The sequence below is a fragment of the Actinophytocola sp. genome, assembly GCF_049647105.1.
Taxonomy (GTDB): domain Bacteria; phylum Actinomycetota; class Actinomycetes; order Mycobacteriales; family Pseudonocardiaceae; genus Actinophytocola.
In genome coordinates, this window is sequence record NZ_JBARWZ010000063.1 from 1 (window position 1) to 21,418 (window position 21,418).

General features: G+C 67.6%; 16 protein-coding genes. 12 read left to right on the top strand and 4 right to left on the bottom strand.

The genetic code is table 11. The annotated features are described in order from the left end of the window. Positions 1 to 114: 114 nt before the first annotated feature. Positions 115 to 2,190: a hypothetical protein gene (locus WBA97_RS08215; protein WP_424230118.1), complete on the top strand. Its 2,076-nt coding sequence runs from the start codon at positions 115 to 117 to the stop codon at positions 2,188 to 2,190. Then, on the top strand, positions 2,183 to 3,727 hold the full coding sequence (locus WBA97_RS08220; protein WP_424230119.1) for a hypothetical protein: 1,545 nt from the start codon (positions 2,183 to 2,185) through the stop codon (positions 3,725 to 3,727). Before WBA97_RS08215 ends, WBA97_RS08220 begins: the two co-directional genes overlap by 8 nt. Before the next feature lie 27 nt (positions 3,728 to 3,754). Here the strand turns inward: WBA97_RS08220 and WBA97_RS08225 are convergent, their stop codons facing one another. Together WBA97_RS08225 and WBA97_RS08230 are read right to left on the bottom strand one after the other, a co-directional pair. Then, a complete protein-coding gene (locus WBA97_RS08225; protein ID WP_424230120.1) occupies positions 3,755 to 6,463 on the bottom strand; it encodes a hypothetical protein in 2,709 nt (902 codons plus the stop codon). Between the two features lie 64 nt (positions 6,464 to 6,527). Then, positions 6,528 to 7,898 (bottom strand): L-serine ammonia-lyase, encoded by a 1,371-nt coding sequence (locus WBA97_RS08230; protein ID WP_424230121.1) that lies wholly within the window; start codon positions 7,896 to 7,898, stop codon positions 6,528 to 6,530. Positions 7,899 to 8,045: 147 nt separating this feature from the next. Between WBA97_RS08230 and WBA97_RS08235 the strand changes: the two genes are divergently transcribed. Then, the gene (locus WBA97_RS08235; protein WP_424230122.1) at positions 8,046 to 9,113 is read left to right on the top strand and encodes a dihydrodipicolinate reductase; all 1,068 of its coding nucleotides are present in this window, start codon (positions 8,046 to 8,048) and stop codon (positions 9,111 to 9,113) included. A 2-nt stretch (positions 9,114 to 9,115) separates the two neighbouring features. Next, complete coding sequence (locus tag WBA97_RS08240) at positions 9,116 to 9,607, top strand: carboxymuconolactone decarboxylase family protein (protein WP_424230123.1); 492 nt, start codon at positions 9,116 to 9,118, stop codon at positions 9,605 to 9,607. On the opposite strand, the gene WBA97_RS08245 is transcribed toward WBA97_RS08240, so the two are convergent. Continuing rightward, a complete protein-coding gene (locus tag WBA97_RS08245; RefSeq protein ID WP_424230145.1) occupies positions 9,588 to 11,120 on the bottom strand; it encodes a GMC oxidoreductase in 1,533 nt (510 codons plus the stop codon). The genes WBA97_RS08240 and WBA97_RS08245 overlap by 20 nt on opposite strands. Before the next feature lie 375 nt (positions 11,121 to 11,495). Here WBA97_RS08245 and WBA97_RS08250 point away from each other — a divergent pair, with 375 nt between their 5' ends. The 7 genes from WBA97_RS08250 to WBA97_RS08280 all read left to right on the top strand — a co-directional run bounded on the left by WBA97_RS08250 (position 11,496) and on the right by WBA97_RS08280 (position 17,507). Then, a complete protein-coding gene (locus WBA97_RS08250) occupies positions 11,496 to 12,218 on the top strand; it encodes a CBS domain-containing protein (RefSeq protein ID WP_424230124.1) in 723 nt (240 codons plus the stop codon). A gap of 94 nt (positions 12,219 to 12,312) precedes the next feature. Further along, complete coding sequence (locus WBA97_RS08255) at positions 12,313 to 12,861, top strand: hypothetical protein (RefSeq protein WP_424230125.1); 549 nt, start codon at positions 12,313 to 12,315, stop codon at positions 12,859 to 12,861. Continuing rightward, complete coding sequence (locus tag WBA97_RS08260) at positions 12,861 to 13,976, top strand: DUF4331 family protein (RefSeq protein WP_424230126.1); 1,116 nt, start codon at positions 12,861 to 12,863, stop codon at positions 13,974 to 13,976. Before WBA97_RS08255 ends, WBA97_RS08260 begins: the two co-directional genes overlap by 1 nt. 2 nt (positions 13,977 to 13,978) lie before the next feature. Further along, complete coding sequence (locus WBA97_RS08265; protein ID WP_424230127.1) at positions 13,979 to 15,322, top strand: Dyp-type peroxidase; 1,344 nt, start codon at positions 13,979 to 13,981, stop codon at positions 15,320 to 15,322. Then, positions 15,319 to 16,212, top strand: a complete 894-nt coding sequence (locus WBA97_RS08270; RefSeq protein ID WP_424230128.1) for an enoyl-CoA hydratase/isomerase family protein — start codon at positions 15,319 to 15,321, stop codon at positions 16,210 to 16,212. Before WBA97_RS08265 ends, WBA97_RS08270 begins: the two co-directional genes overlap by 4 nt. A 33-nt stretch (positions 16,213 to 16,245) precedes the next feature. Next, on the top strand, positions 16,246 to 17,325 hold the full coding sequence (locus WBA97_RS08275) for a sulfite oxidase (protein ID WP_424230129.1): 1,080 nt from the start codon (positions 16,246 to 16,248) through the stop codon (positions 17,323 to 17,325). 35 nt (positions 17,326 to 17,360) lie between these two features. Then, a complete protein-coding gene (locus tag WBA97_RS08280; protein WP_424230130.1) occupies positions 17,361 to 17,507 on the top strand; it encodes a hypothetical protein in 147 nt (48 codons plus the stop codon). 348 nt (positions 17,508 to 17,855) lie between these two features. On the opposite strand, the gene WBA97_RS08285 is transcribed toward WBA97_RS08280, so the two are convergent. Beyond that, positions 17,856 to 18,254 (bottom strand): TA system VapC family ribonuclease toxin, encoded by a 399-nt coding sequence (locus tag WBA97_RS08285; RefSeq protein ID WP_424230131.1) that lies wholly within the window; start codon positions 18,252 to 18,254, stop codon positions 17,856 to 17,858. Between the two features lie 976 nt (positions 18,255 to 19,230). On the opposite strand from WBA97_RS08285, the gene WBA97_RS08290 reads away from it, so the two are divergent. Continuing rightward, the gene (locus tag WBA97_RS08290; RefSeq protein WP_424230132.1) at positions 19,231 to 21,414 is read left to right on the top strand and encodes a hypothetical protein; all 2,184 of its coding nucleotides are present in this window, start codon (positions 19,231 to 19,233) and stop codon (positions 21,412 to 21,414) included. The last annotated feature ends 4 nt before the right edge of the window (positions 21,415 to 21,418 follow it).

Sequence of the window (21,418 nt, forward strand, 5' to 3'; positions counted from 1 at the left end):
GGCTCCCGCCCATCCGGGAGCCGGCGCACGGCGCGATGCCACCCGAACGCCCGGTGCGCCGCGCCACCACAGTCGGTAATGTTGATGTCTCCCTGGGTGGTAGGGAGACATTCGGTGGCCAGATCTCGGTTAGGTCCGGTCGAGGGCGACCGGCTCGCGCGGTTCCTGTACGCGTTGCGGTACACACCCATCCCCACCGCACCCTCCCCGCACGACGGTTACCGGGAGGCGCTCGGGCTCAACCTGCTCGCGCTCGGGTTGCGGCTGGAGCACGTGGACCGGATGAGCGAGTCGCTGACGCTCGCCGACTCGACACACATGGCCCGCACGGTCAGCATCGACATCAACATGAACGTGCTGACCGCGGAGCAGCGGTGGGCACTGCGCACCGATCCCGCCGACGAGGAGCCGAACTCGGTGTGGCTGCCGGTGTCCCGGCACTCCCGCACCGCGCAGGCGTCGTTCGTGGTGCGCGACGCGGCAGGCAACGTCGTGCCGCGCACCACGCAGGTGGAGACCGCGCGTGCGCTGATCCACGGGCTGTGCCGTGCCTTCCGCATGTTCCTCACCTCCGACCCGCGCACGGAGGACCCGAAGGAGCTGCTCCACGGCATCCGGCACAGCCTCAACCGGTCCCGCTGGCTCGTCGAGGCCACGATCGCGGCCATGGTGACCAGCGGACGGCCACGGCCCGGCGCGGTGCCGCCGCCCCCGCCCGCCGACGGCGGCCGCCTCACCGACTCCGACAGCATCCGCGAGAAGGCCGCGGCCGCCGTCACCCAGCTGTTCGAGCCGGACAGCCCTTTCCTGCAACTGCTGGACATCGCGTCGTCGGAGTACCTGCTCGTGGTCGCGATGCCAGCGCACCGGGCGCAGACGTTCCTCCGCTACGAGGCGCCGGTGATCCCCGCGCTGTCCAAGCACCTGCAGCCCCACTCGCTCTTGCGCTGGAACTCCATGCGCCACGAGTTCACCGTGCAGTACTCGACGCTCATCCCGAGGGCCGTGAACTCCTACCACGTCACCGCCGAGGTGCCGCAGGAGATCCAGGTCCGCCGGTTCTTCCTCACCACCGACGTGGACTCCCCCGCGCTGCGGTCGCTGGTCGCCGACATGCGTGCGGTGGCCGAGAGCTACGACACCCTGCTCACGGTCGCGCCGAAACTCCTCGAACTGGAACTGCAGGGCATCGCCAGCAGGCTCGCCGAGTTCGGCAGGCGCCGCCAGCGTGATCTCGCGGAGTTCCGCGCCTACGTCGAGGAGCGGTACGCCACGTTCTCCAGCAGGCCGCCGCGCTTCCCGGCCCGGCCGGACACGACGGTCCCCGTCGAGGGCACCGGGCTCGCGCTCGACCAGCCGGTCGTCGCGAAGCTGGAACGGTTCGCCAACCTGTACGAGGCGGATCACTTCCGCAAGCTCGCGGACGGGCTCATGACCATGGACACCCTGCTGCGCCTCGCGGACGAGCTGGAGGAGACGCAGGTGGACCAGGACGTCCACACCGACAACGACCCGAGGGAGAACGCGGGCCACGCGCAGTGGCAGCGGCGGCCCTTCGGCGCCGACCCGCGCTCGGTCGAACCGGTCACCTCGACCGTCTACATGGCACTCGTCGACGACCCGCCGTCGCTCGGGGCCAACGTGGCCAAGCTGCTGCTCGCGGTGCTGCTGCTCGTCGTCGGGTTCGGCGCGGTGCTGGAGCCCGAGTTCTTCGCCGGGTGGCCGCTGCTCGGCTCACTTGGCACGTGGTTCCGGCCGGACGTCGACGGCGGCGGGCCGATCTCGTCAGCGGACGCGATCGTGACGATGCTGCTGCTGGTGCCCGGCCTTCTGCTGTCCCGCCTGGAGATCCCGTCGAACAAGACGGTGCTCGGCCAGCTGCGCCTGTTCCCGCGGTACGTCGCCTACACGTCGGTGATCATCGCGGGCGCGCTCGCACTGCTGGTCGCGTCCGGCCGGTACGGTTCGCTGCGGGTGCCGTTCCTGTTGGGGATGCTGGCGCTCCTCGTGCTGTTCCTGTTCGTGGGACTCGACGGGCTCGGCAAGGCGATCAAGCGCCGCAGGCGGGTGCCTGCCAGCCGGGTGAGCCCGACGTGGCTGGTCGACGAGATTCGCGGCAGCCGGTTGCGGCACACGAAACGCTGCCGTGCCGAGTTCTCCACCATCGGCACCGAGAACCACCATGCCTAGCCCCGGACTGCGCCACCCCGCACTCGCGTCGGTCGCCGCGCGGGCCGCAAGCTCGGGCAGCCCGTCGGTCCTGTTCGACATCACCCACGACGGCCAGGAGACCGGGCTCCCGCCCGCGGGCCTCGTGCCACCGACCGCACAGGAACAGATCGCGACGGAGACGCTCGCGTTCCACGTCGCCGGCGTCGGTTTCCAGGTACACACGTGGACCCCGGTCACCCCGAGTAAGCAGCAGGACGGGGTGTCGACCAGCCGGATCGCGGTGCGCAGACACGAGACGAACGGGCACGGCCACGCGGGCGGGGTGTTCGCGGGCAGCGTCGTGATCAACCCGGACTTCCTGTACGACACCGACCACAGCGTCGAGGTCCTCCTGACCCTCGACCGCGCGCCGTGGCGGCCGACGTACGCGGACTCGCTGATGATCACGCTGGCGTACCAGGGCATGGCGGCGGCCGCGGCAGGCGGCTCCGGTGACCCGGACGGTGCGCCGGTGCTGTTCCTGCAGTCGCCGGTCGCGCCGTTCCGCGACCCTGGCCGCCAGTTCCGGGTGGACGGCTCCGGCGAGGCGCCGAGGCACGCGAACGGCATGGCGCTGCGCATGATCGTGGGGCTGGAGCAGGACAACCACGGCAAGCGGATCGCGCTGATGTGCGCGGTCGCCGAACTGGCCACCGAGAACGGTTTCGGCCTGCAGGTGGCCGACCGCCGGTTCGGCCGCGTCCGCGGCGAGTGGTGGTCGGTGCTGCCGCCGGACCGGAAGCGTTACCTGGCAAGGAAGGCGGAGCTGTTCGGGTGGGCACCCGATGCCGTGCCAGCCGCGGTGCAGCTGCTCACGTTCGTCGGGCCTGCGCGCCTCGGCTCGTCGGCCGCCATCGCGTCGGACCTGTTGTCCCGCAACGTGGGGATGCTCGCGGTGTCCGAGTCGTCGATGCAGGAGATCGCGTTCATCAACATGGTGGTACCGCTGGCGCCCACCAGGATCGGCAGGGCACGGCTGTCGAGCACCACACTCTCGATCACCGACGGCCTCGGCCAGACGGCGAGCGAGTGCGGCCTGACACGGCGGCAGGCCGTGCGCGCGAAGAGCCACATCACGGGCTCGGCCGCCACCGACTACCGGTTGCTGCGGACCGGCCCGATGCGGCCGCCCATCAAGGAGTGGGTGTCGACCGCGGACCATCCGCTGTGGCTGTCGTGGGGACTCCCGCTCGGCGACCGGAAGCTGCCGGACGTGGCCGAACTGGTGGCGTCCATGCTGCGCACGGCCACGGAACGGGTGACGTCGGCCCGGATCGACTACTACCGGGCCAGGGTCCTCCCGAACGGCAACGTGGTCGGCCGCGCGAAGATCGCGGTGTCGCTCGTGAACGGCGTCGAGGCGGAGAAGATCCCCGCCCTGCTGAGCGAACTGTGCCCGTGGGCGCAACGGGAGGCGGTCGCCCACCTGATGGCCGACGACCTCGTCCTCGGCGCGATCCGCCTGCGGCTGGCGTGGCGCGAACGCTGGCTCGGCCACACCGGCACGGTCGCGTGAGTCGTGCATAGGGCGGAGTGGGGTGCTCTACGTCCAGAGCAGGGTTCGGTGGGTGTCGTCCGGGCGGGTGCGGGCCGCGGCCATGGCGCGCTCGGTGGCCTCCTGGGAACCCGCGCGCAGCAACACGGTGCCCGGCAACACGTCGGCGACCGCCGCCGCGAACGGTGCCGCCCGTTCCCGGGTCGCGCCGAGGACGCGTGGCACGCGCCACGTGTGGTCGCCGTTCGCCAGCAGCCAGCGCGGGGTGCCGAGCGGGCCGACGACCTCCTCGAACGCGTCCGCCCACAGCGTCGCGGCGTCGTCGTCGACACCGTCGATCGTCGTGGCCGTGCCGTCCGGTGTCGCATGGGTGGTGACGCGGGCGTCCGCCAGTTCCCGGTGGCCCGCCGCGGTGAGACCGGCCGCCACCGCCTCGCCAAGTGACCGCAGGAAGTCGTCCCGCGACCGTCTCCTGCCGCGCGCGAGGACGATCGACGGCAGCACCGCGACCCCGCAGACCACCGCGAGCACCGCCACCACCGGCCACCCCGCGACCGCGGCACCCACGCAGGCCACCGCACCCGACACCGCCCCGGCCGTCGCGCCGACCGTCCGCCACCGGCGGCCCCGCGTCCGCACCTGCCTGCGTACCCGCCGCCCCGCGACGTGGACCACGCTCGTCGCCACCCCGGCCGCGTCGACCTCCGCCCACATGCGCCGGGTCGTCGCGTGGTCGGTCATCACCCCGGCGCTGTCGGCGTTCAGCTCCGCGTGCTCGGCAGGCGCCGGTGGCGTCGGCCCGGCGGCCCTCTGGTGCACCTTGCCCGCGCCGGTCACCAGCGTGCCGTCGCGGGAGGGGCCCCACCAGCGGGTGTGCCGCCTGCGGAACCGGCGCCAGTCGCCGTGCGCGGTCGGGTGCGCGATCACGACGTCCCACAGCGACGCCACCTTGTCCTGCCGTTCCGGGTCGATGCGCAGCGCCCGGCCGCGCAGCTGCGTCATCGCGGTGGTGCTCGCGACCTCGCTCAGGTCGACCAGCACGTTGAGCGGCGGGAAGTTCCAGCCCTCACCGACCAGACCCCGGGTGGCGACCAGCGTCCGCGCGGCGCCGTCGGTGAGCGCGGCCGCCGCCGCGGTCAGCCACCGCGCCGAGTCCCACGACGGCCCGTGCCCCACCAGCTCCACCACCGAGGGGATGTCGCTGCCACGGGTGGTGATCCAGCGCCCGTCGATCGCGGCCACGTTGACCGCGGCCGTCACCCGGTCGGCGGCGAGCGCGTCGCACCAGGCGCCGCTGCCCGTCACGCACAGCACGCCACGCGCGGCGACCGCGCTCTCGCGGCAGATCGCGGCGAGCACTCGTGCCGCCGTGCCCGCGTCCTCGCCGAGCACGGCCCGCGCCTCGGCAGGCGGGCTGGTGGCGCGGTCGCGTTCCACGACCACCAGCGCGCACAGGTCGTCGCCGCGCACCGCCTCCTCCTGCCGCAGTACCTCGCCAGCCGCGACGCCTTTCGCGGTGGACCGGGAACACACGATGTCGGCCACGGACCGGGTCCACCGCACACCGGCCGAGGACAGCGCGATGCCGTGGCGGCGCAGCAGCTGCTTCACCTTGTCCCGCAGGTCTTTCTCCGGCTCCGCGAGCGGGTCGTGCAGCCACGCGTCGAGCAGCAGGACGCGGTCGTCGAGTGTCATCTCCCCCGCCGCGTCGGCGGCCATGCCACGCGCCGCGAACCAGCGGGCCAGCGCGACGGCGACGGGTGGGTCGGCGTTCTCCAGCCGCGCCCAGCCGTCCTCTTCTGACTCGACGCGGGCGACCGCCCACTCGATGAACGGCTCGCCGAGGAACACCGCGTCGAGCTGGTCGGCGAACGAGGACGCCCACGTGTCGAGGAACCGCGTCTCCTCCGCCGCCAGCTCGGCGACCCGCACCCCGTCCCGCCACGGCGCGACGCCGCCGTCTGCGACCATCGCGGCGAGGTGCAGCTCCGCGTCGACCTCGCCGAGCAGACCGGCGTAGTTCAGTCCTTCCCGCACGGTCCCGGGCTCCGGCAGCGTGGCGGTGAGCCCGACGACGGCGACGTCGCGGTCGGCCGCGAGCCGCGTCACGAGCGCGTTGACCACGAGCGCCCACCAGTCGAGCAGGTGATGGCACTCGTCGAGCACGACACAGCCGATGCCCAGCCCGGCGATCCGCTCGACGATCGCCGACGCCCGCGCCCCGAGCAGCTCCGCCGGGGGCACGCCGACGTCCTCACCGGTCGCGAGCGACCGGCGCAGGATCCGCACGTGCCTGCCGAGCTCCTTGCGGGCACGTGCCGGGTCACTCCGCTCGACGGCCGCGACCCGGTCCCTGGCCGCGTCCTCGCCCGCCTTGGCGGCGACCTCGGCGAGCCACAGCCTGCGTGCGGCGGCGGTCAGGTCGTCGGCCGCGGCGCCGGGGTTGCCGAGCAGCTGGTAGGTGATCGAGTACAGCTCGGCGGGCCGGTCGAGGTCGGTGCTCGCGAACCCCCTCGGCGCCGTGCCGAACAACGCGACCGCGCCACGCCACTGGTCGCGGATGGCCGTCGTCGGCGACAGCACGAGCGTGCGGGTCCCGTGGCGGCGGGCGAGTTCCAGCCCGACGAGCGTCTTCCCGGCGCCGGGCGGCGCACACACGTGCCAGCGCCGGTCGGTGACGTGCCCGCACAGTTCCAGCAGGTGCCGCTGGGACTTCCGCCACGCGAACGTCGGCGCGAGCCCGTCCCACCCTGTCACCCGGCCTCCTCCGCCGCCGCCCTACGTGACAGTACGACCACCGACAGGGACCGCCGGATCGGCATCAGCACTCGATGACGTTGACGGCGAGCCCGCCGCGTGCCGTCTCCTTGTACTTGACCTTCATGTCGGCGCCGGTCTCCCGCATGGTCTTGATGACCTTGTCGAGCGTGACGACGTGGATGCCGTCGCCGCGCAGCGCCATGCGGGCGGCGTTGATGGCCTTCACCGACGCCATCGCGTTGCGCTCGATGCACGGGATCTGCACCAGCCCGCCGACCGGGTCGCAGGTGAGGCCGAGGTTGTGCTCCATGCCGATCTCGGCGGCGTTCTCGACCTGCTCAGGCGTGCCGCCCAGCACCTCGCACAACGCGCCAGCGGCCATCGAGCACGCGGAACCCACCTCGCCCTGGCACCCGACCTCGGCACCCGAGATCGACGCGGTCTCCTTGTAGATCACCCCGATCGCACCCGCGGTGAGCAGGAACCGGACGACGCCATCGGCGGTCGCGCCTGGCACGAACCGCGCGTAGTAGTGCAGGACGGCGGGGATGATGCCCGCCGCGCCGTTGGTGGGGGCGGTGACGACCCGCCCGCCGGAGGCGTTCTCCTCGTTCACGGCGAGCGCGAACAGGTTCACCCAGTCGATGACCCGCAGCGGGTCGGTGGAGAAGGGGTCGGAGGAGAGGTGCTCGTACATCTCACGGGCGCGGCGCCGGACCTTCAGGCCGCCGGGGAGCGTCCCGTCCTGGGTGTAGCCGCGGCGAACGCACTCCTGCATGACGTCCCAGATGTGCGTGAGCCCGGCGTGCACGTCGTCGGCAGACCGCCACGAGGTCTCGTTGGCGAGCATGATCTCGCTCATCGGCAGCCCGGTGTGGCGGCAGTGGGCGAGAAGCTCGGCGCCGGTGCGGAACGGGTAGGCGACCTCGGTGTCGTCGACCTTGATCCGGTCCGCGCCCTGGGCGGCCTCGTCGACGACGAACCCACCGCCGACCGAGTAGTAGGTGCGTGCCCGCAGCGACGTGCCTGCCCCGTCGAACGCCTCGAACGTCATGCCGTTGGGGTGGAACGGCAGGCTGCGGCGCCGGTGCAGCACCAGCGCGTCGTCGTCGAACGCGATCTCGTGCTGCCCGAGGAGCCGGAGCCGCCCGGTGACCCGGATCCGCTCGACCCGGTCGTGCACGGTGTCGGTGTCGACGGTCTCGGGATGGTCCCCTTCGAGCCCGAGGAGGACGGCGGGACCGCTGCCGTGCCCGTGCCCGGTGGCGCCGAGCGAGCCGAACAGCTCGGCCTTGACCGAGTGCACCAAGGGCAGCAACCCATCGTCACCAAGCCCGGCGACGAACGTGCGGGCAGCCCGCATCGGCCCGACGGTGTGCGAGCTGGACGGCCCGATCCCGACCGAGAACAGGTCGAACACGCTGATCGTCATTGAACCTCCGAGACACACACCGCGACCGGTTCATGGTAGGTCGCGTTCCCGGGGTGACGTCGCCGGACCGTGAGCGGGAAGTCCGTTCGTGACCGCTGGCGACACCGGCAACTATGAACTGAAACACGTTTCAGCTAGCCTCGAAGCATGATTGCCACGGTGGTGTGGGGCACTGGCAACGTCGGGCGGGCGGCCATTCGCGCGGTAGACGCCCATCCCGCACTGAAACTGACCGCCGTCATCGTGCACGACGACGCCAAGGCCGGGCGCGACGCCGGCCTCATCGCCGACCTTGGCCACGAACTCGGAGTCGCTGCCACACAAGACATCGACGCCGTACTCGCCGCCAGTCCTGGGGCCGTCGTGTACGCGGCGTCCGGCGACGTCCGGTTCGACGACGCGCTCGCCGACATCGTCCGCGCGATCCGCGCAGGCGCGGTGGTCGTCACGCCGTCGCTGTACCCGCTCTACGACCAGCGCAACGCGCCGGCCGAGCTACGAGAACCCGTTCTAGCCGCGATCGCGGACGGGGGCGGCTCGCTGTTCGTCTCCGGTGTCGACCCCGGCTGGGGCAACGACGTGCTGCCCCTGCTCATCTCCGGCCTCGGCACGCGCGTCGACGTGGTGCGCTGCCAGGAGATCTTCGACTACTCCACCTACGAGCAGCCGGACTCCGTGCGCTACCTCGTCGGCATGGGCCAGCCGATGGACTACCAGCCGCCGATGCTGCTGCCCATGGTGCCGACGATGGTGTGGGGCGGCCAGATCCGGCTCATGGCCCGCGCACTCGGCGTCGAACTGGACGAACTCCGCGAGACGATGGACCGCAGGCCGCTCGACACCACGGTCACCACCCGCACCATGGGCGAGTTCGCCGCGGGCACCCAGGGCGCGGTTCGGTTCGAGGTCCAGGGCATCGTCGACGGCGAGCCCCGCATCGTCATCGAGCACGTGACCCGCATCCACCCGTCGTGCGCGCCGGACTGGCCGCAACCACCGGACGGCGCGGGTGCGCACCGCGTCGTCATCGAGGGCAGGCCGCGCATTGAGGTCACCGTCGAGGCGACCGACGAGGGCGAGAACCGGTCCGCGGGCGGCAACGCCACCGCCGTCGGCCGCCTGGTGAACGCGATCGACTGGCTCGCCGACGCCGAACCCGGCCTGTACGACGCGCTTGACGTACCGCTCCGCCCCGGCCGTCTGGAGAGGAAGTAGCCATGCACGTCGACATCCCCGACGGGAAGGACCCGATCGGATATGTGTGGGGCGAGATGGTGCCCGGCATCGGCGTCGCGGCCTCGAAGTTCTCCTTGGCCGTCTACGCCAACAGCACGCTGGGGCTGCGGGAGTTCGAGGCCGCGCGCCTGCGGATCGCGCAGATCAACGGGTGCCTGTTCTGCCAGGACTGGCGAACGGAACGCGACGGAAAGAAGGTCGAGCCGGAGTTCGCGGAAGCGGTGGAGCGATGGCGCACCACCGACGCGTTCGACGACCGCACGCGGCTGGCCGCCGAGTACGCCGAGCGGTACGCCATCGACCACCACAACCTCGACGACGAGTTCTGGTCGCGGATGACCGAGCACTACAGCCAGAGCGAGATCGTGGAACTCTCCATGAGCCTCGGCTCGTGGCTCGCGTTCGGCAGGCTCAACCGCGTGCTCGGCCTCGACACCCAGTGCGTCCTGCCGGTCACAGGTCCTCCGCGATGATCCGCTCGATGTTCCGCTCCGCGAGCGCGGTGATCGTGACGAACGGGTTCACGCTCGTGTTGCCGGGGATCAGCGCACCGTCCATGACGTAGAGACCGGGGTAGCCGTGCAGGCGGCCGTAGTTGTCGGTCGCCTTGTTCAGCACCGCGCCGCCAAGCGGGTGGTAGGTGAGGTGGTCGCCCCAGATCTTGTACACGCCGAAGAGGTCGGTGCGGTAGATCGTCCCCTCCTTGGAGTTGATCTTGTCGAAGATCGACTTCGCCATGCTGATCGACGGCTGCTTCCACGCCGTCTGCCAGTCGAGATCCACCCGGTTCGCCGCGGCGTTCCAGGTGAACCGCGCACGGTTCGGGTTCTTCGTGATGGACAGGTAGAACGACGCCCACGTCTCGATCCCGGTCGGCAGCGGCGCCACCTCCGCGAACGCGCCGCCCGCGTTCCAGTTGTCGATGCCCGCGGTCGGGATCGAGGTCTGCACGGTGCCGGTCGGGTCCCAGAGGTGGTTGGCGCGGCCACACATGACGTTGCCGTTGTCGCCCCAGCCCTTGCCGATCTCACCGTTCAGGTTCGGCAGCGCACCGGTGGCCTTCAGCTTGGTGAGCAGCTTGCTGGTGCCGACACTGCCCGCCGCGAAGAACACCCGGTCGGCCGTGACCGTCTTGGTGGCGGTGATGTTGCCGCTCGTGTCGAGTTGCTCCACCACCACGGCGTACCGGTTGCCTGCCCGCGCGACGGACGTGACCCGGTGCAGCGGCGTGATCTGGACCCGCCCGGTCGCACGGGCCCGCGCGAGGTAGGTCTTCGGCAGTGACTTCTTGCCGTAGTTGTTGCCGTACAGGATCTCCCCGTCCACGGCCGACTTCGGCGCGGACCCGGCAGCCTCCTGCTTCATGTAGTTCATGTCGTACACGTTGGGCACGAGCGTGAACGCGAAACCGGACCGCTGCGCGTGTTTGCGGCCGACCCGCGCGTACTGGTAGCAGTTGACGGTCTCCCACCAGGCCGGGTCGACGTGGTTGACGCCCAGTTCCGCGTTGGCCCTCGGGTAGTACACGTCGTACATCTCGGCCGCGTTGACCGACGGCAGGACCGCACCGAAGTTCTCCCGCTTCGGGGTCACGGCCATCCCGCCGTTGACGAGCGAACCGCCGCCGATGCCGCGCCCCTGGTAGACGGTGATGCCCGCGAACTCCTCGGCGTCGAGAATGCCCGCGTGGCGCGGCACGTCCTTGTCGATCGGGAAGCCGAGGAAGTTGCTGAGGGGCTGCTTGGTCCTGGTGCGCAGCCAGAAAGACCGGTAGTCGGGGGTCCTGGTGTTGGGGAAGATCTTGCCGTCGGAGCCGGGGGTGTCCCAGGCCTGACCCATCTCGAGCATGTGGACATCCACGCCGGCCTGGGCGAGCCGCAGGGCGGTGACCGATCCGCCGTAGCCGGTGCCGACCACGAGGACCGGCACGTGCGCCCCGTCCCCGATGGCGGCGGCGGCCCGTCCGGCAAGGGCGGCGGTCGCGATAATAGAACCAGTTCCAGTGATGAACAGCCGACGGGAAACTGAGCGAGAGTTGTTGTCAGACACCGTTGTCATCATGACGTGAGCTTCCTCACATGCGCAGGGATTAGAACAAGTTATACGCAATGAGGAAGGTCAAGTCACTACCTACCGCATGGCAACTCACCTCTGCCGGGTGACTTCTCCATCCCGAAGGTCTGATTCGTCGTGGTGGCGCGGCCGTCCGGCGGATGGCCACTCCCGGGGAGACGACGTCGGCCACGGCCGATCAGCACACCGCCGGGGACGGAATCACTCGGGCAGGGTGAGCACTCCGCGCGAAGGATCGGTTACACCGGTGAACGCGATCGAGTGATTCGTTCCGGATCGGAGCGTGCGATGAGTCACCGGAAGATCAGCAGCGTGATGAGCACCGATGTGGCCACCGTGCGTGAAGGCACGCCGTTCAAGGACATCGTGCGGGTCCTCGAGCAGCGTGACATCAGCGCCGTACCCGTCGTCGACGCGACCACTCATGTGCTCGGCGTGGTGTCCGAGGCCGACCTGCTCGTCAGGCAGGGCGAAGGCGAACCCGGCCAGACGCCCGAGCGAAAGTGGTGGCGCCGCCACCATGAGACCCCACGGGACCCCCGCGCCGAGGGCACCGCCGCGGCCGCGTTGATGACCAAGCCGGCGATCACCGTCACCGCCGACGCCACGATCGCCCACGCCGCCAGGGAGATCACGAAGCACAACGTCAAGCGCCTCCCGGTAGTCGACGACGACGGCAGGCTGGTGGGCATCGTCAGCCGCAAGGACCTGCTGACCGTGTTCCTCCGCAAGGACGAGGACATCCGCGACGACATCATCCGCGACGTCTTCCAGATCGGTCTTGGCATGCGCACGCTTCCGGACACGGTGCGCGTCGGCGTCCACGACGGACAGGTGACCCTGGACGGCAGGCTGGAGCTGAAGAGCCAGGTCTCGCTGGCAGAACAGCTGGCCAGGCACACCGACGGCGTCGTCAAGGTCATCGCGACCATGACCTTCCACCAGGACGACACCGGCCGGCACACCCCCTCAATGGGTGTCGACATCACCCACGAACCCCCGCCCGGCTGACGGGTCCCGCGATCCCGGCGCCGACCTCACCCCTGGGAGATGAGGCCGGCCGGTCACCTGCCTGCGAACGTGAACATCGCTCAAAGGAGACACGATGGCAACGCCTGCGACAGAAACCTCCCGCCCGGGCATGAGTGTCGGCCCGACGAGTGAGTTCAGCTTGTTCTTCCGTGTCAGGCCGGGTGAGGGCGAGGCACTGCGGACCGCGCTCCGCGACCTGCAGGACACTCCCGGGTACCGGCCGGGGGACTACGGCATGGCGATCACCACGATCCACGAGGCGAGGTTCGTGCTCTTCGACGACGACACCCGGCTCGCGTTCGTGACGAGCTTCGACGGCCCGTGGGACGCCTACATGGAGGACTTCTTCACGTCCGGGCCGACACTGGCGCTCTTCGACGTCATCTTCAGGCACGCGGAGGGCTACGACGGCCTTCCTGACCGGGCCGCGTTGAAGGCGTTCGTCCTCGGCGCGCAGCAGACCGCCGCGGCGTACGCACGCAACTACGGCGGCACGACGAAAGAGATCCGGAAGAGCCGGCGCGTGAACGCGGCGTTCCAGCAGGTGCTGGACCACCCGGACGCCGAGGACGCGCTGGCGCACCCGGCCTTGCGACCGTTGCTGGACGAGGCCGCCGACTGATGTCGGATCACATCTCCGGACCACGAGCGCTGGCCGAGCCGATCGCGGACATCACCGACGTCTACGCGTTTCCGAGCCCGGAACGGCCGGGGCGTCTCGTGCTCGTGGTGAACACGCTGCCCTTCGCGAAACCAACGGATCTGCTGTCGGACGGGCTCATCTACCGCTTCCGGCTGCGTCCGCTGACCGCGGGCACGCCGGGCGATCCGGTGCCGTTCGTGGCAGGCACGGAGGAGTTCGTCTTCGACTGCGTCTTCTCCCCTCCCGGGAGGGCCGAGCAGGAAGGCACCTGCACCACCCCGTCGGGCGGAACGGTCACGTTCCTGGTGAACGACGAACACGGCGGCTCGGCGCACGGGGTGCGCGTCTTCGCGGGCCCACGCTGGGATCCGTTCATCATGGACGCGCGTGCCGCGCTGCGGACGATCTCGACGGGCACGCTCTCGTTCACCGATCCCGGTTCGATCTTCCTCGACGGCAAGAACGTCCTCAGCCTGGTCGTCGAGGTCGACTCCGCGCTCCTTGGCGGCGCGGACCTGGTCGGCGTCGTCGCCGAGACACTCACCCTCGGCAAGTTCACCGTTCGGATCGAACGCGTCGGGCGGCCCGAGGTGAAGAACATGATGCTGGCGCCGAAGCAGTTCGATCAGGTGAACCGGGACCTCGAACTCCGCGACCTCTACAACATGGAGGACGCGTTCCACCTCGGGCCGAGCTATCAGGGTGCCTACCGGGCGAGGCTGAACGCCAACCTCGCGTTCTGGGACGGGCTCGACGGCCGAACCGACTGGGAAACGGACGGGAACGGCGACCACCCCCTGACGAAGCTCGTGCTCGCCGACTTCCTCGTCGTCGACCTCACCAAGCCGTACGCCGAGCGAGGCTCCTTCCTGGAGATCGAGCTCGCCGCCCTCGACGGCAAACCACACGAGACCTGCGGCGGGCGGGCGCTCAACGACGACGTGATCGACACCCTGTTCACGCAGCTCGTCAACGCGGGGAACGGGCCCGTCATCCGTGACGGGGTCGACCACGCGTCGAGACCGGCCGCGCGCACCTTCCCCTACCTCAGCCCGCCGAATCCGGACCCGCCCGAGCCCCCCGAGCACGTGTAGCCATGAGTACCGGAGATGGGATCGGCCTCGAGCTGGACGACATCCAGACAGGGGCGCTGCACGAGCGGCCGTCGCCCTACGTCGGCACCTACCTCCTGCTGCGCATCGACGACCGCGTCGCCGGGCGGGAGCTGGTGGCGCGACTGCTCCCGCTCGTCGACTCCGCACGGCGCTCACCCGGTCCCGATGACGACGCCTGGGTCACGGTGGCCTTCACGTATCAGGGCCTGAAGGCACTCGGCGTACCGAGGGACTCGCTCGACAGCTTCGCACCGGAGTTCCGCCAGGGCATGGCGGCACGCGCGGCCGAGCTGGGCGACGTTGGCGACAGCAGCCCGGCCAACTGGGAGAAGCCGCTCGGCACCTCGGACGTCCACGTTGCCATGGCGATCCTCTCCCCCGATGCCACGCGCCTGCGGGGCCTCGTGGAGCGGGCCCGCCGCGCCGCCGAGGAGCGGTCCGGCATCGAGCTGATCTGGCAGCAGGACTGCTTCCAGCTTCCCACCGGGCGTACCTCCTTCGGCTTCAAGGACGGGATCGGCCAGCCCGCGATCGAAGGCAGCGGCGTGCCGGCCTCGAATCCGAAGGAGAAACCGCTCAAGGCCGGTGAGATCATCCTCGGCTACCCGGACGAGACCGGCGAGCTACCGCCGATGCCCGCTCCGGAGATCCTCGGCCGAAACGGCACGTACGTCGTCTTCCGGAAGCTGCACACGAAGGTGGCGGCCTACCGGCGGTACCTTCGCGAGAGAGCCGCGAGCCGCGAGGAAGAGGCGCTGCTCGGCGCGAAGATGGTGGGCCGCTGGCAAAGCGGCGCTCCGCTCACGCTGTCCCCCGAGCACGACGATCCCGAGGTCGGCGCCGACCGGCGCCGCAACAACGACTTCCTCTACACCGACGATCGGCGCGGCTTCAAGTGTCCGGCAGGCGCGCACGCGCGGCGTGCGAACCCGAGGGACGCTCTCGACGAGGACGGCAGTGTCAACGTGCGCCTCCACCGCATGATCCGGCGCGGCACGAGCTATGGCCCGATGCTGCCGGATGGCGTCCTCGATGACGACGGCGTCGACCGGGGCATCGTCTTCGTCTTCGCCGGCGCGCAGCTCAAGCGCCAGTTCGAGTTCGTCAAGACCCAGTGGCTCAACGACGGCATCTTCATCGGGGCGCCTGCCGAGAAGGACCCGCTCGTCGGTGCGAGCGACGGCTCGGGGACTTTCACCATTCCCCATCGCCCGATCCGCCGTCGACTACAACAGCTGCCACCGTTCGTCATCACCCGCGGCGGCGAGTACTGCTTCGCCCCCGGCCTGCGCGCACTGCGCTGGCTGGCGGAGCTCGAGACGTGACCGACCGAGCAGAGGAGGACGACGTGGCGACGACTTCGGAAACCACCGATCGTTGGCATGCACTGGACTTCGGCCCGCCGCGGCCCGACCTCGCGGAGCCCGACTCCCCCGTGCTCGTCGACTACGTCTCCGGGAATCGCATCGCGGTCATCACCCTCAACCGGCCGCAGGCCGACAACGCGATCACCACCGAGATGGGCGCCCGCCTGACCGAGATCGTCGAGACGATCGCGGTCCGCCCCGCCGTCCGCGTCGTCATCCTCACCGGGGCCGGGGAGCGGGCCTTCTCCGTGGGGAGCGATCTGCGCCAGCGCAGGGACATGACGAAGGAGGACTGGCTTCGCCAGCGGCAGGACTTCGATCGCACGCTCTACACGGTGCGGCAGCTACGCAAGCCGATCTTCGCCGCCGTGAACGGGATCGCGTACGGCGGCGGCTCCGAGCTCGCGCAAAGCACGGACTTCATCATCGCCTCCGACAACGCCACCTTCGCCCAGCCGGAGGCGATGATCGGCCTCGCGGCGGGCGGCGGCTCACCGGTGTTCCTTCCCCGGCTGCTCCCGCCGGGAAAGGCCCTGCAGCTGTTGATGACCGGCGACCCGCTCACCGCCGACGAGGCGCACCGACTGGGCATGGTCAACGAGATCCACCCGAGGACCGAGCTCATGGCCGCGGCACACCGGATCGCGGAGAAGATCGCGAGCAACTCGCCAACGGCGGTGCAGGCCGTCAAGCGGGCCGTTCACCTCGGCGAGGGTCAGCCGGTCGAGCAGGCGATCGCGATCATGATGGAGGCGCACTGGCGCTCGGCCGTCCACCCCGACCGCGTCGAGGGAATCGGCGCCTTCAACGAAGACCGGGACCCGACCTTCCGCGATGCCGATTACTGATGTGCGGCACCGCGCACTGACGAGGAGACTGAGATGACTGTGGCAGACCGGATCGGCCAGGAACGCGCCGCACTTCAGATGATCAACCCGGCTCCCTTCAACGCGGAGGCGCCGCCCGAGGCGCTCACCGGAGACCTCACCCCCACCGAACTCCACTACGTCCGCAGCAACTTCGCGATACCGGCACACGACGGCACGCTCGAGATCGGCGGCGCCGTGGAGAACCCGCTGACCCTGACGGTCGACGATCTGCGCGCCATGCCGACCGTCGATCGCGCGGTCACGCTGGAATGCGCGGGAAACGGACGTCTTGACACGAGACCGTTGCCGACCGGCGAACCCTGGGGCTCCTATGCCGTCTCGACCGCCCGCTGGACCGGCGCGCTCCTGCACGAGGTCCTGCGGCGGGCACGCCCGGCGACCGGGGGCGTCGACGTCCGGTTCGAGGGCGCCGATCACGGCGCCTACCACCTCCGTCCGGTCCTCGAGGAGACAAGGCGGGACGACCTGACCTTCGTGCGCGCACTGTCGCTGGCGCATGCGGTCGATCCCTCGGCGGAGATCCTGATCGCCTACGAGATGAACGGCGAGCCGCTGTGGCCCGACCACGGAGCGCCCTTCCGGCTCATCGTGCCCCACTGGTACGCCGTCGCGTCCGTCAAGTGGCTGAAGCGAATCGACGTCCTGACCGAGCCGTACACGGGCGAGTTCCAGACCGGCCACTACATGTACGAATGGCCCGACCGTCCACACAAGACCGTCGACTACATGCGCGTGCGGGCACGCATCACCGCTCCCGCCCACGCGTCGGACATCAACGCGGGCACCTGCACCGTGCGCGGCAAGGCCTGGTCGGGAACCGGACCGGTGACGCGGGTCGACGTCAGCCTCACCGGCGAAGGCGAGTGGCTCCCGGCGCGGCTCGAGCCACCCAAGGGCCCGTACCAATGGCAGGACTGGTCGTTCGACTGGAAGGCAACCGACGTGGGAAGGCACACGCTGCGCGCAAGAGCAACCGACGCGGCGGGCAACGTCCAACCAGACGTCCCACCCTGGAACCGGCTCGGCTACGGCAACAACGCCATCGAAGTCCTCTATGTCGACGTGCACTGACTCACAAAGGCAGCAAGGAAGAAAGGTAGCGGGCAATGGGAAAACTCATGAACAAGATAAAGAAGGCCGCGAATTCGCCGAAGGCGAAAGAGGCCGAGAAGAAGTTGCTCAGGAAGGCCAAGGACCCAAAGACGAAGGAGAAGATCTCCAAGGCCTTCCGGAAGGCAAAGTCAAAGAAGTGACGAGCGGTGGGGCGGCGCCACCCGGGAGCCGCCCGCAGGCGGCGGAAGCTCTGGCGGCCGTCGCGACTTGGCGCAACCCGCCAGCAGCCCTCCTGCCGCATGGCCAGCCACAACCACACAACCCGACCACGCTGGGTCAGGAACCAACCGCACCGTGGGGGTGTGGGGTCGCCCCCAACAACGAACAAGGAGAGGCATGGAAGGCGCGCCAGTGCCGAACAGGACAAGCGTGGACCTAACGAATCGGCGTAAGAACCGCGAAGTGCTGGTGGATGGACCGGAGGTCAGACTGGATCCGGTCCGGCGCCGTCCGCCACGATAAGTCGCGTAACGCCACGCCTGACCGGACTATGGAATCAGTTCCGTACGCTCCGGGAGCGTCTTGGCAAGTGCCTGATCGAAAGTGGCCAACTGGCCACCCCTGCTGGCTGCGAGCTCAGCCAGGTAAGCATCCGTCACCTGACGATGTCCGATGACATGCGTGAGGTTGACAGCCGCGTATGAGACAGCGTCCGCCCAGAATTCGCACCGCGGCGACGCGTGGAAAGCAGCGAGGACTTCCGTTGCTGTCGCATGTGTTTCGCCAGCGCGTAGCAGGTACCGAACCAGCGCGCCCTCAACAATGGGGCACAGCGCGAGCTGTCCCGCATCCGCGGCCCACCTGGCGGCTCTGTCGTGGTGTTCATGATCAGTCACCACGAGCGCGATGAGCGCGTTCGCGTCGAGTAGATAGCCGGCAGCGCTCACTCGTCATCCAACGCGTCAGCCACGTCGGCGGAAGTGATGCGACGCCCAAGGGTGACGGCAGGAAACCCACTGACTGGGTCGGTGGAGACCGTGACCGGCTCACCAAGCGCGGCGAGTCCACGGACGGCCAAGTCCGCCACCACGGCGGAAAGGGACTGATGCCGCGTCGCTGCGAGTTCGCTTGCCCGACGATGCACCGCAGGCGGTAGATCAACAGTGGTTCGCATGACTACATCATACATGCATCGCTGATGATTCACGAAGAGTCGACCACGGGAACCACAAGCAGGACAGGAAGCCGCTTTGGCGCCACGACGAGGAACCCGGCACCTGGTGCACCGCCAAGGCACCGTTCTCGCCAGCTGATCACGCCCACTATCAGCCTGCACGCGAACGTGCGAGCCCATCAGGAGTCTCACTCTGTGCCACACGGTCGGCGAGGCGTACCCGCGCACGCGCAGCCGGCACAAGAACCACGAAGGACGAGGCAAGGTCGCGGCAGCCAACGATCAAGGTGCCGCGCCGGGTCAGCAACCGACCGCACCGTGGAAGTGCGGGGGTCGCCCCCACCGACAAGCAAGAAGACGGGGAAGGTGGCCGAAGGCCACCGAACAGCCCAAGGGTGGGGCGGGTGGGGCTCGAACCCACGGCCAAGGGATTATGAGGCTCCAGACCACGAGCGCACAACGTGCCCAGCTGGGAATATTGCAGCCAGGAGTTGCGGCGATGGCACGGAGTAGGCAGCGGGAAGCACTAGTTCGCACCCCATCTCGCACCCCTCGACCGGTCCCCACCCCCGGCCATGCCCTCCAACGGTCCCCAGACATTGGGGGCACCGATGCCTGGCACCCAGCGCTACTGACCAGTCACACGAAAGGGACCGCAATAGCTTTTGCCTACAAATGTCCTTAAATTGTCAACTTCTGACGACAATTTAGGGTAGGCATACCACCACCTCCTTGTATATGCTCGCGCAATGTCGATCATGTGGTCCCTTCGCAGACTCGCGAGCCAACTTCCCAATAGGTATTCGGATAATCCGCTCATAGTCGAGTCGCCCGACGATAGCTTTTACGTTAGCAGCAAAGAACGAACCTCCTATATCTGGCCCGATGTCGACACAAACTCCCAGGAGTCGTCAATTGTGGTTATTACGGCACCAGGAGCTGGAGGCAAATCAGCGGCAGCCGAGGCCATAGCTTCTCTAAGCGGTGCACCACTTGTCGATCTGTCGAAACTACAAGTAGGTAGCGATACACTTGTCGGCTTACTAACTCGGGTCTTGGGATGGACGCAAGCCGCAGACTTCGTTAATAGTCTCCGAGCAGGTGAAGGAAGTCTTGTACTCGACAGCTTAGACGAAGCCCAGCTATTAGCAGGGCGTGAGAATTATCTAGCTTTCCTTCAAAACATCGTAACAATCATTCGTGACGCTAAGCCCTGCAAACAAATAATCTTACTCGGCAGACGCGAGGCGGCCAAAGCGGCGATGGAACATCTCGAACAGCTAGGCGTTAAGGTCGAAAATTGGGTTATTCGACCACTCTTTTATAGCCTCGCAACACAGCTGATTGACTCCACGCTAGACACACGCGAAGAACGCGGACAACAGAAGTACATAGTTCATCGGACGCATCCAGTACCGTTCGGCAAATACCGTGATCGTATATTCAGCGAGATTGCGCAAGCGCTAGGCGCAAAAGAATCTTCAAAAGCAGAAAAATACTGGCCCGAAGTTGAGTCTTTTCTTGGCTATCCGCCGGTTTTGATGGTCCTTGCAGAGAAACTCGCTGTAGACAATCCCGACGCCGCCCTTCAGTCGGGAACAACTCTTCAAGGTTCGGGAAATCGCACATCACAAGGAGCACTGCTTCGCCAGATTGTCGAAGGACTTCTCGACCGTGAGCACGAAAAAGTCAGAGCCCATATTGCGAAGTCGCTTGGCCTTCCTGACGAAGTATCAAACCAACTGTATCTTCGTGAAGAGCAAGCTCTCCATATACTCAAGCACCTGTCTGGACTCCCTGTAAAGAACACAGAGTATGGGATGCTAGATCCTGCCAATCGATCTGCGTACGAAGATCTCATTCAGCCATTTATTCCAGATCATCCCTTTATCTCCGCCGGAGTTTTTGGCAACATTGTATTCAGTGATTATGTCCGCGCCTTTATCGCCACGTCGCCAACTATCGAAACTTGCGGCGCTTCCAGCGAGGAACTGTTGTCACTCATTCCCGCCGTTGGCCCCTTCTTCGTGCACTTTGTCTATGCGCTAACTCAAGATATCGAACGCGAAACTCCTGAAGGACAGACAACCGGTTCGGTTACAGAAGACGTTGTGGACAGCTTGATCCGGTCACATGCATTGGGAGGCAGCGGCCGTACGATGGCCATGTACAAAAGCAGCGAAGAGAGCGCCCTCGACGCCCTGATACTGTCCGATTTCGAACCCCCTAACGACGTTTACAATCTGGCATTCGATGTAGACAATCAATTCGGGATTCTAGAGTTGAGTAGCCCCATTAGTCATTGCATGATTCTCGGCAAGGGCGGACTAGTATTCAATCCCGTCAACGGCGAGATCGAGATCGGGCCAAATTTCTTCGCGATCTGCGAAGAAATTGATCTCAAAGGAAATCGTTTCGTTGCAATTGGGGGGCCTGATCAAGCTGGCGTTTTCCTGATGGCAAGTAGCGTACAGCACGCTACCGACCTACGAGTATTCTCCTACCCAGAGTCGGCGCTCCGCGCGAGCTGGAAGGACATGTGGCATCAGTGGCGCGAATACAAGTTCGCTCCTGATATCTCCCAGCCATATATCTCACCGCAAGCATCATATGAGGTTCTTTTCTGGACGCGAAGAATACTATCGTCATTTCGATCTGCAGTATCGGGCAGGCCCAGTATTTTCAAGGACCAACTGGACCGTCAAATAATCGGCAACAGTACAGTTGCGGCAGCGACCCTGAAAGGGCTCCAAGAGCTGGATATTGTCAGCAAAGACAACCAAGGATACCGTCTTCGACTGGATGCGCTCGGATCTTATGGAGTTAGCTGGACAGACATAACCGGCCCAAATTTTCAAAACGCACTGGGTGACCTGAACTCAAAACTGCTTCGAACAGACTCCGTCCTCTCTGTTGTGGCCCGACCAGCATGAACTG

Bases quoted from the DNA above. Each gene is read 5' to 3' on its own strand.
- WBA97_RS08220 (WP_424230119.1), top strand. From the start codon at position 2,183: ATGCCTAGCCCCGGACTGCGCCACCCCGCACTCGCGTCGGTCGCCGCG.
- WBA97_RS08230 (WP_424230121.1), bottom strand. From the start codon at position 7,898: ATGACGATCAGCGTGTTCGACCTGTTCTCGGTCGGGATCGGGCCGTCC.
- WBA97_RS08235 (WP_424230122.1), top strand. From the start codon at position 8,046: ATGATTGCCACGGTGGTGTGGGGCACTGGCAACGTCGGGCGGGCGGCC.
- WBA97_RS08240 (WP_424230123.1), top strand. From the start codon at position 9,116: ATGCACGTCGACATCCCCGACGGGAAGGACCCGATCGGATATGTGTGG.
- WBA97_RS08250 (WP_424230124.1), top strand. From the start codon at position 11,496: ATGAGTCACCGGAAGATCAGCAGCGTGATGAGCACCGATGTGGCCACC.
- WBA97_RS08255 (WP_424230125.1), top strand. From the start codon at position 12,313: ATGGCAACGCCTGCGACAGAAACCTCCCGCCCGGGCATGAGTGTCGGC.
- WBA97_RS08260 (WP_424230126.1), top strand. From the start codon at position 12,861: ATGTCGGATCACATCTCCGGACCACGAGCGCTGGCCGAGCCGATCGCG.
- WBA97_RS08265 (WP_424230127.1), top strand. From the start codon at position 13,979: ATGAGTACCGGAGATGGGATCGGCCTCGAGCTGGACGACATCCAGACA.
- WBA97_RS08275 (WP_424230129.1), top strand. From the start codon at position 16,246: ATGACTGTGGCAGACCGGATCGGCCAGGAACGCGCCGCACTTCAGATG.
- WBA97_RS08280 (WP_424230130.1), top strand. From the start codon at position 17,361: ATGGGAAAACTCATGAACAAGATAAAGAAGGCCGCGAATTCGCCGAAG.
- WBA97_RS08290 (WP_424230132.1), top strand. From the start codon at position 19,231: ATGTCGATCATGTGGTCCCTTCGCAGACTCGCGAGCCAACTTCCCAAT.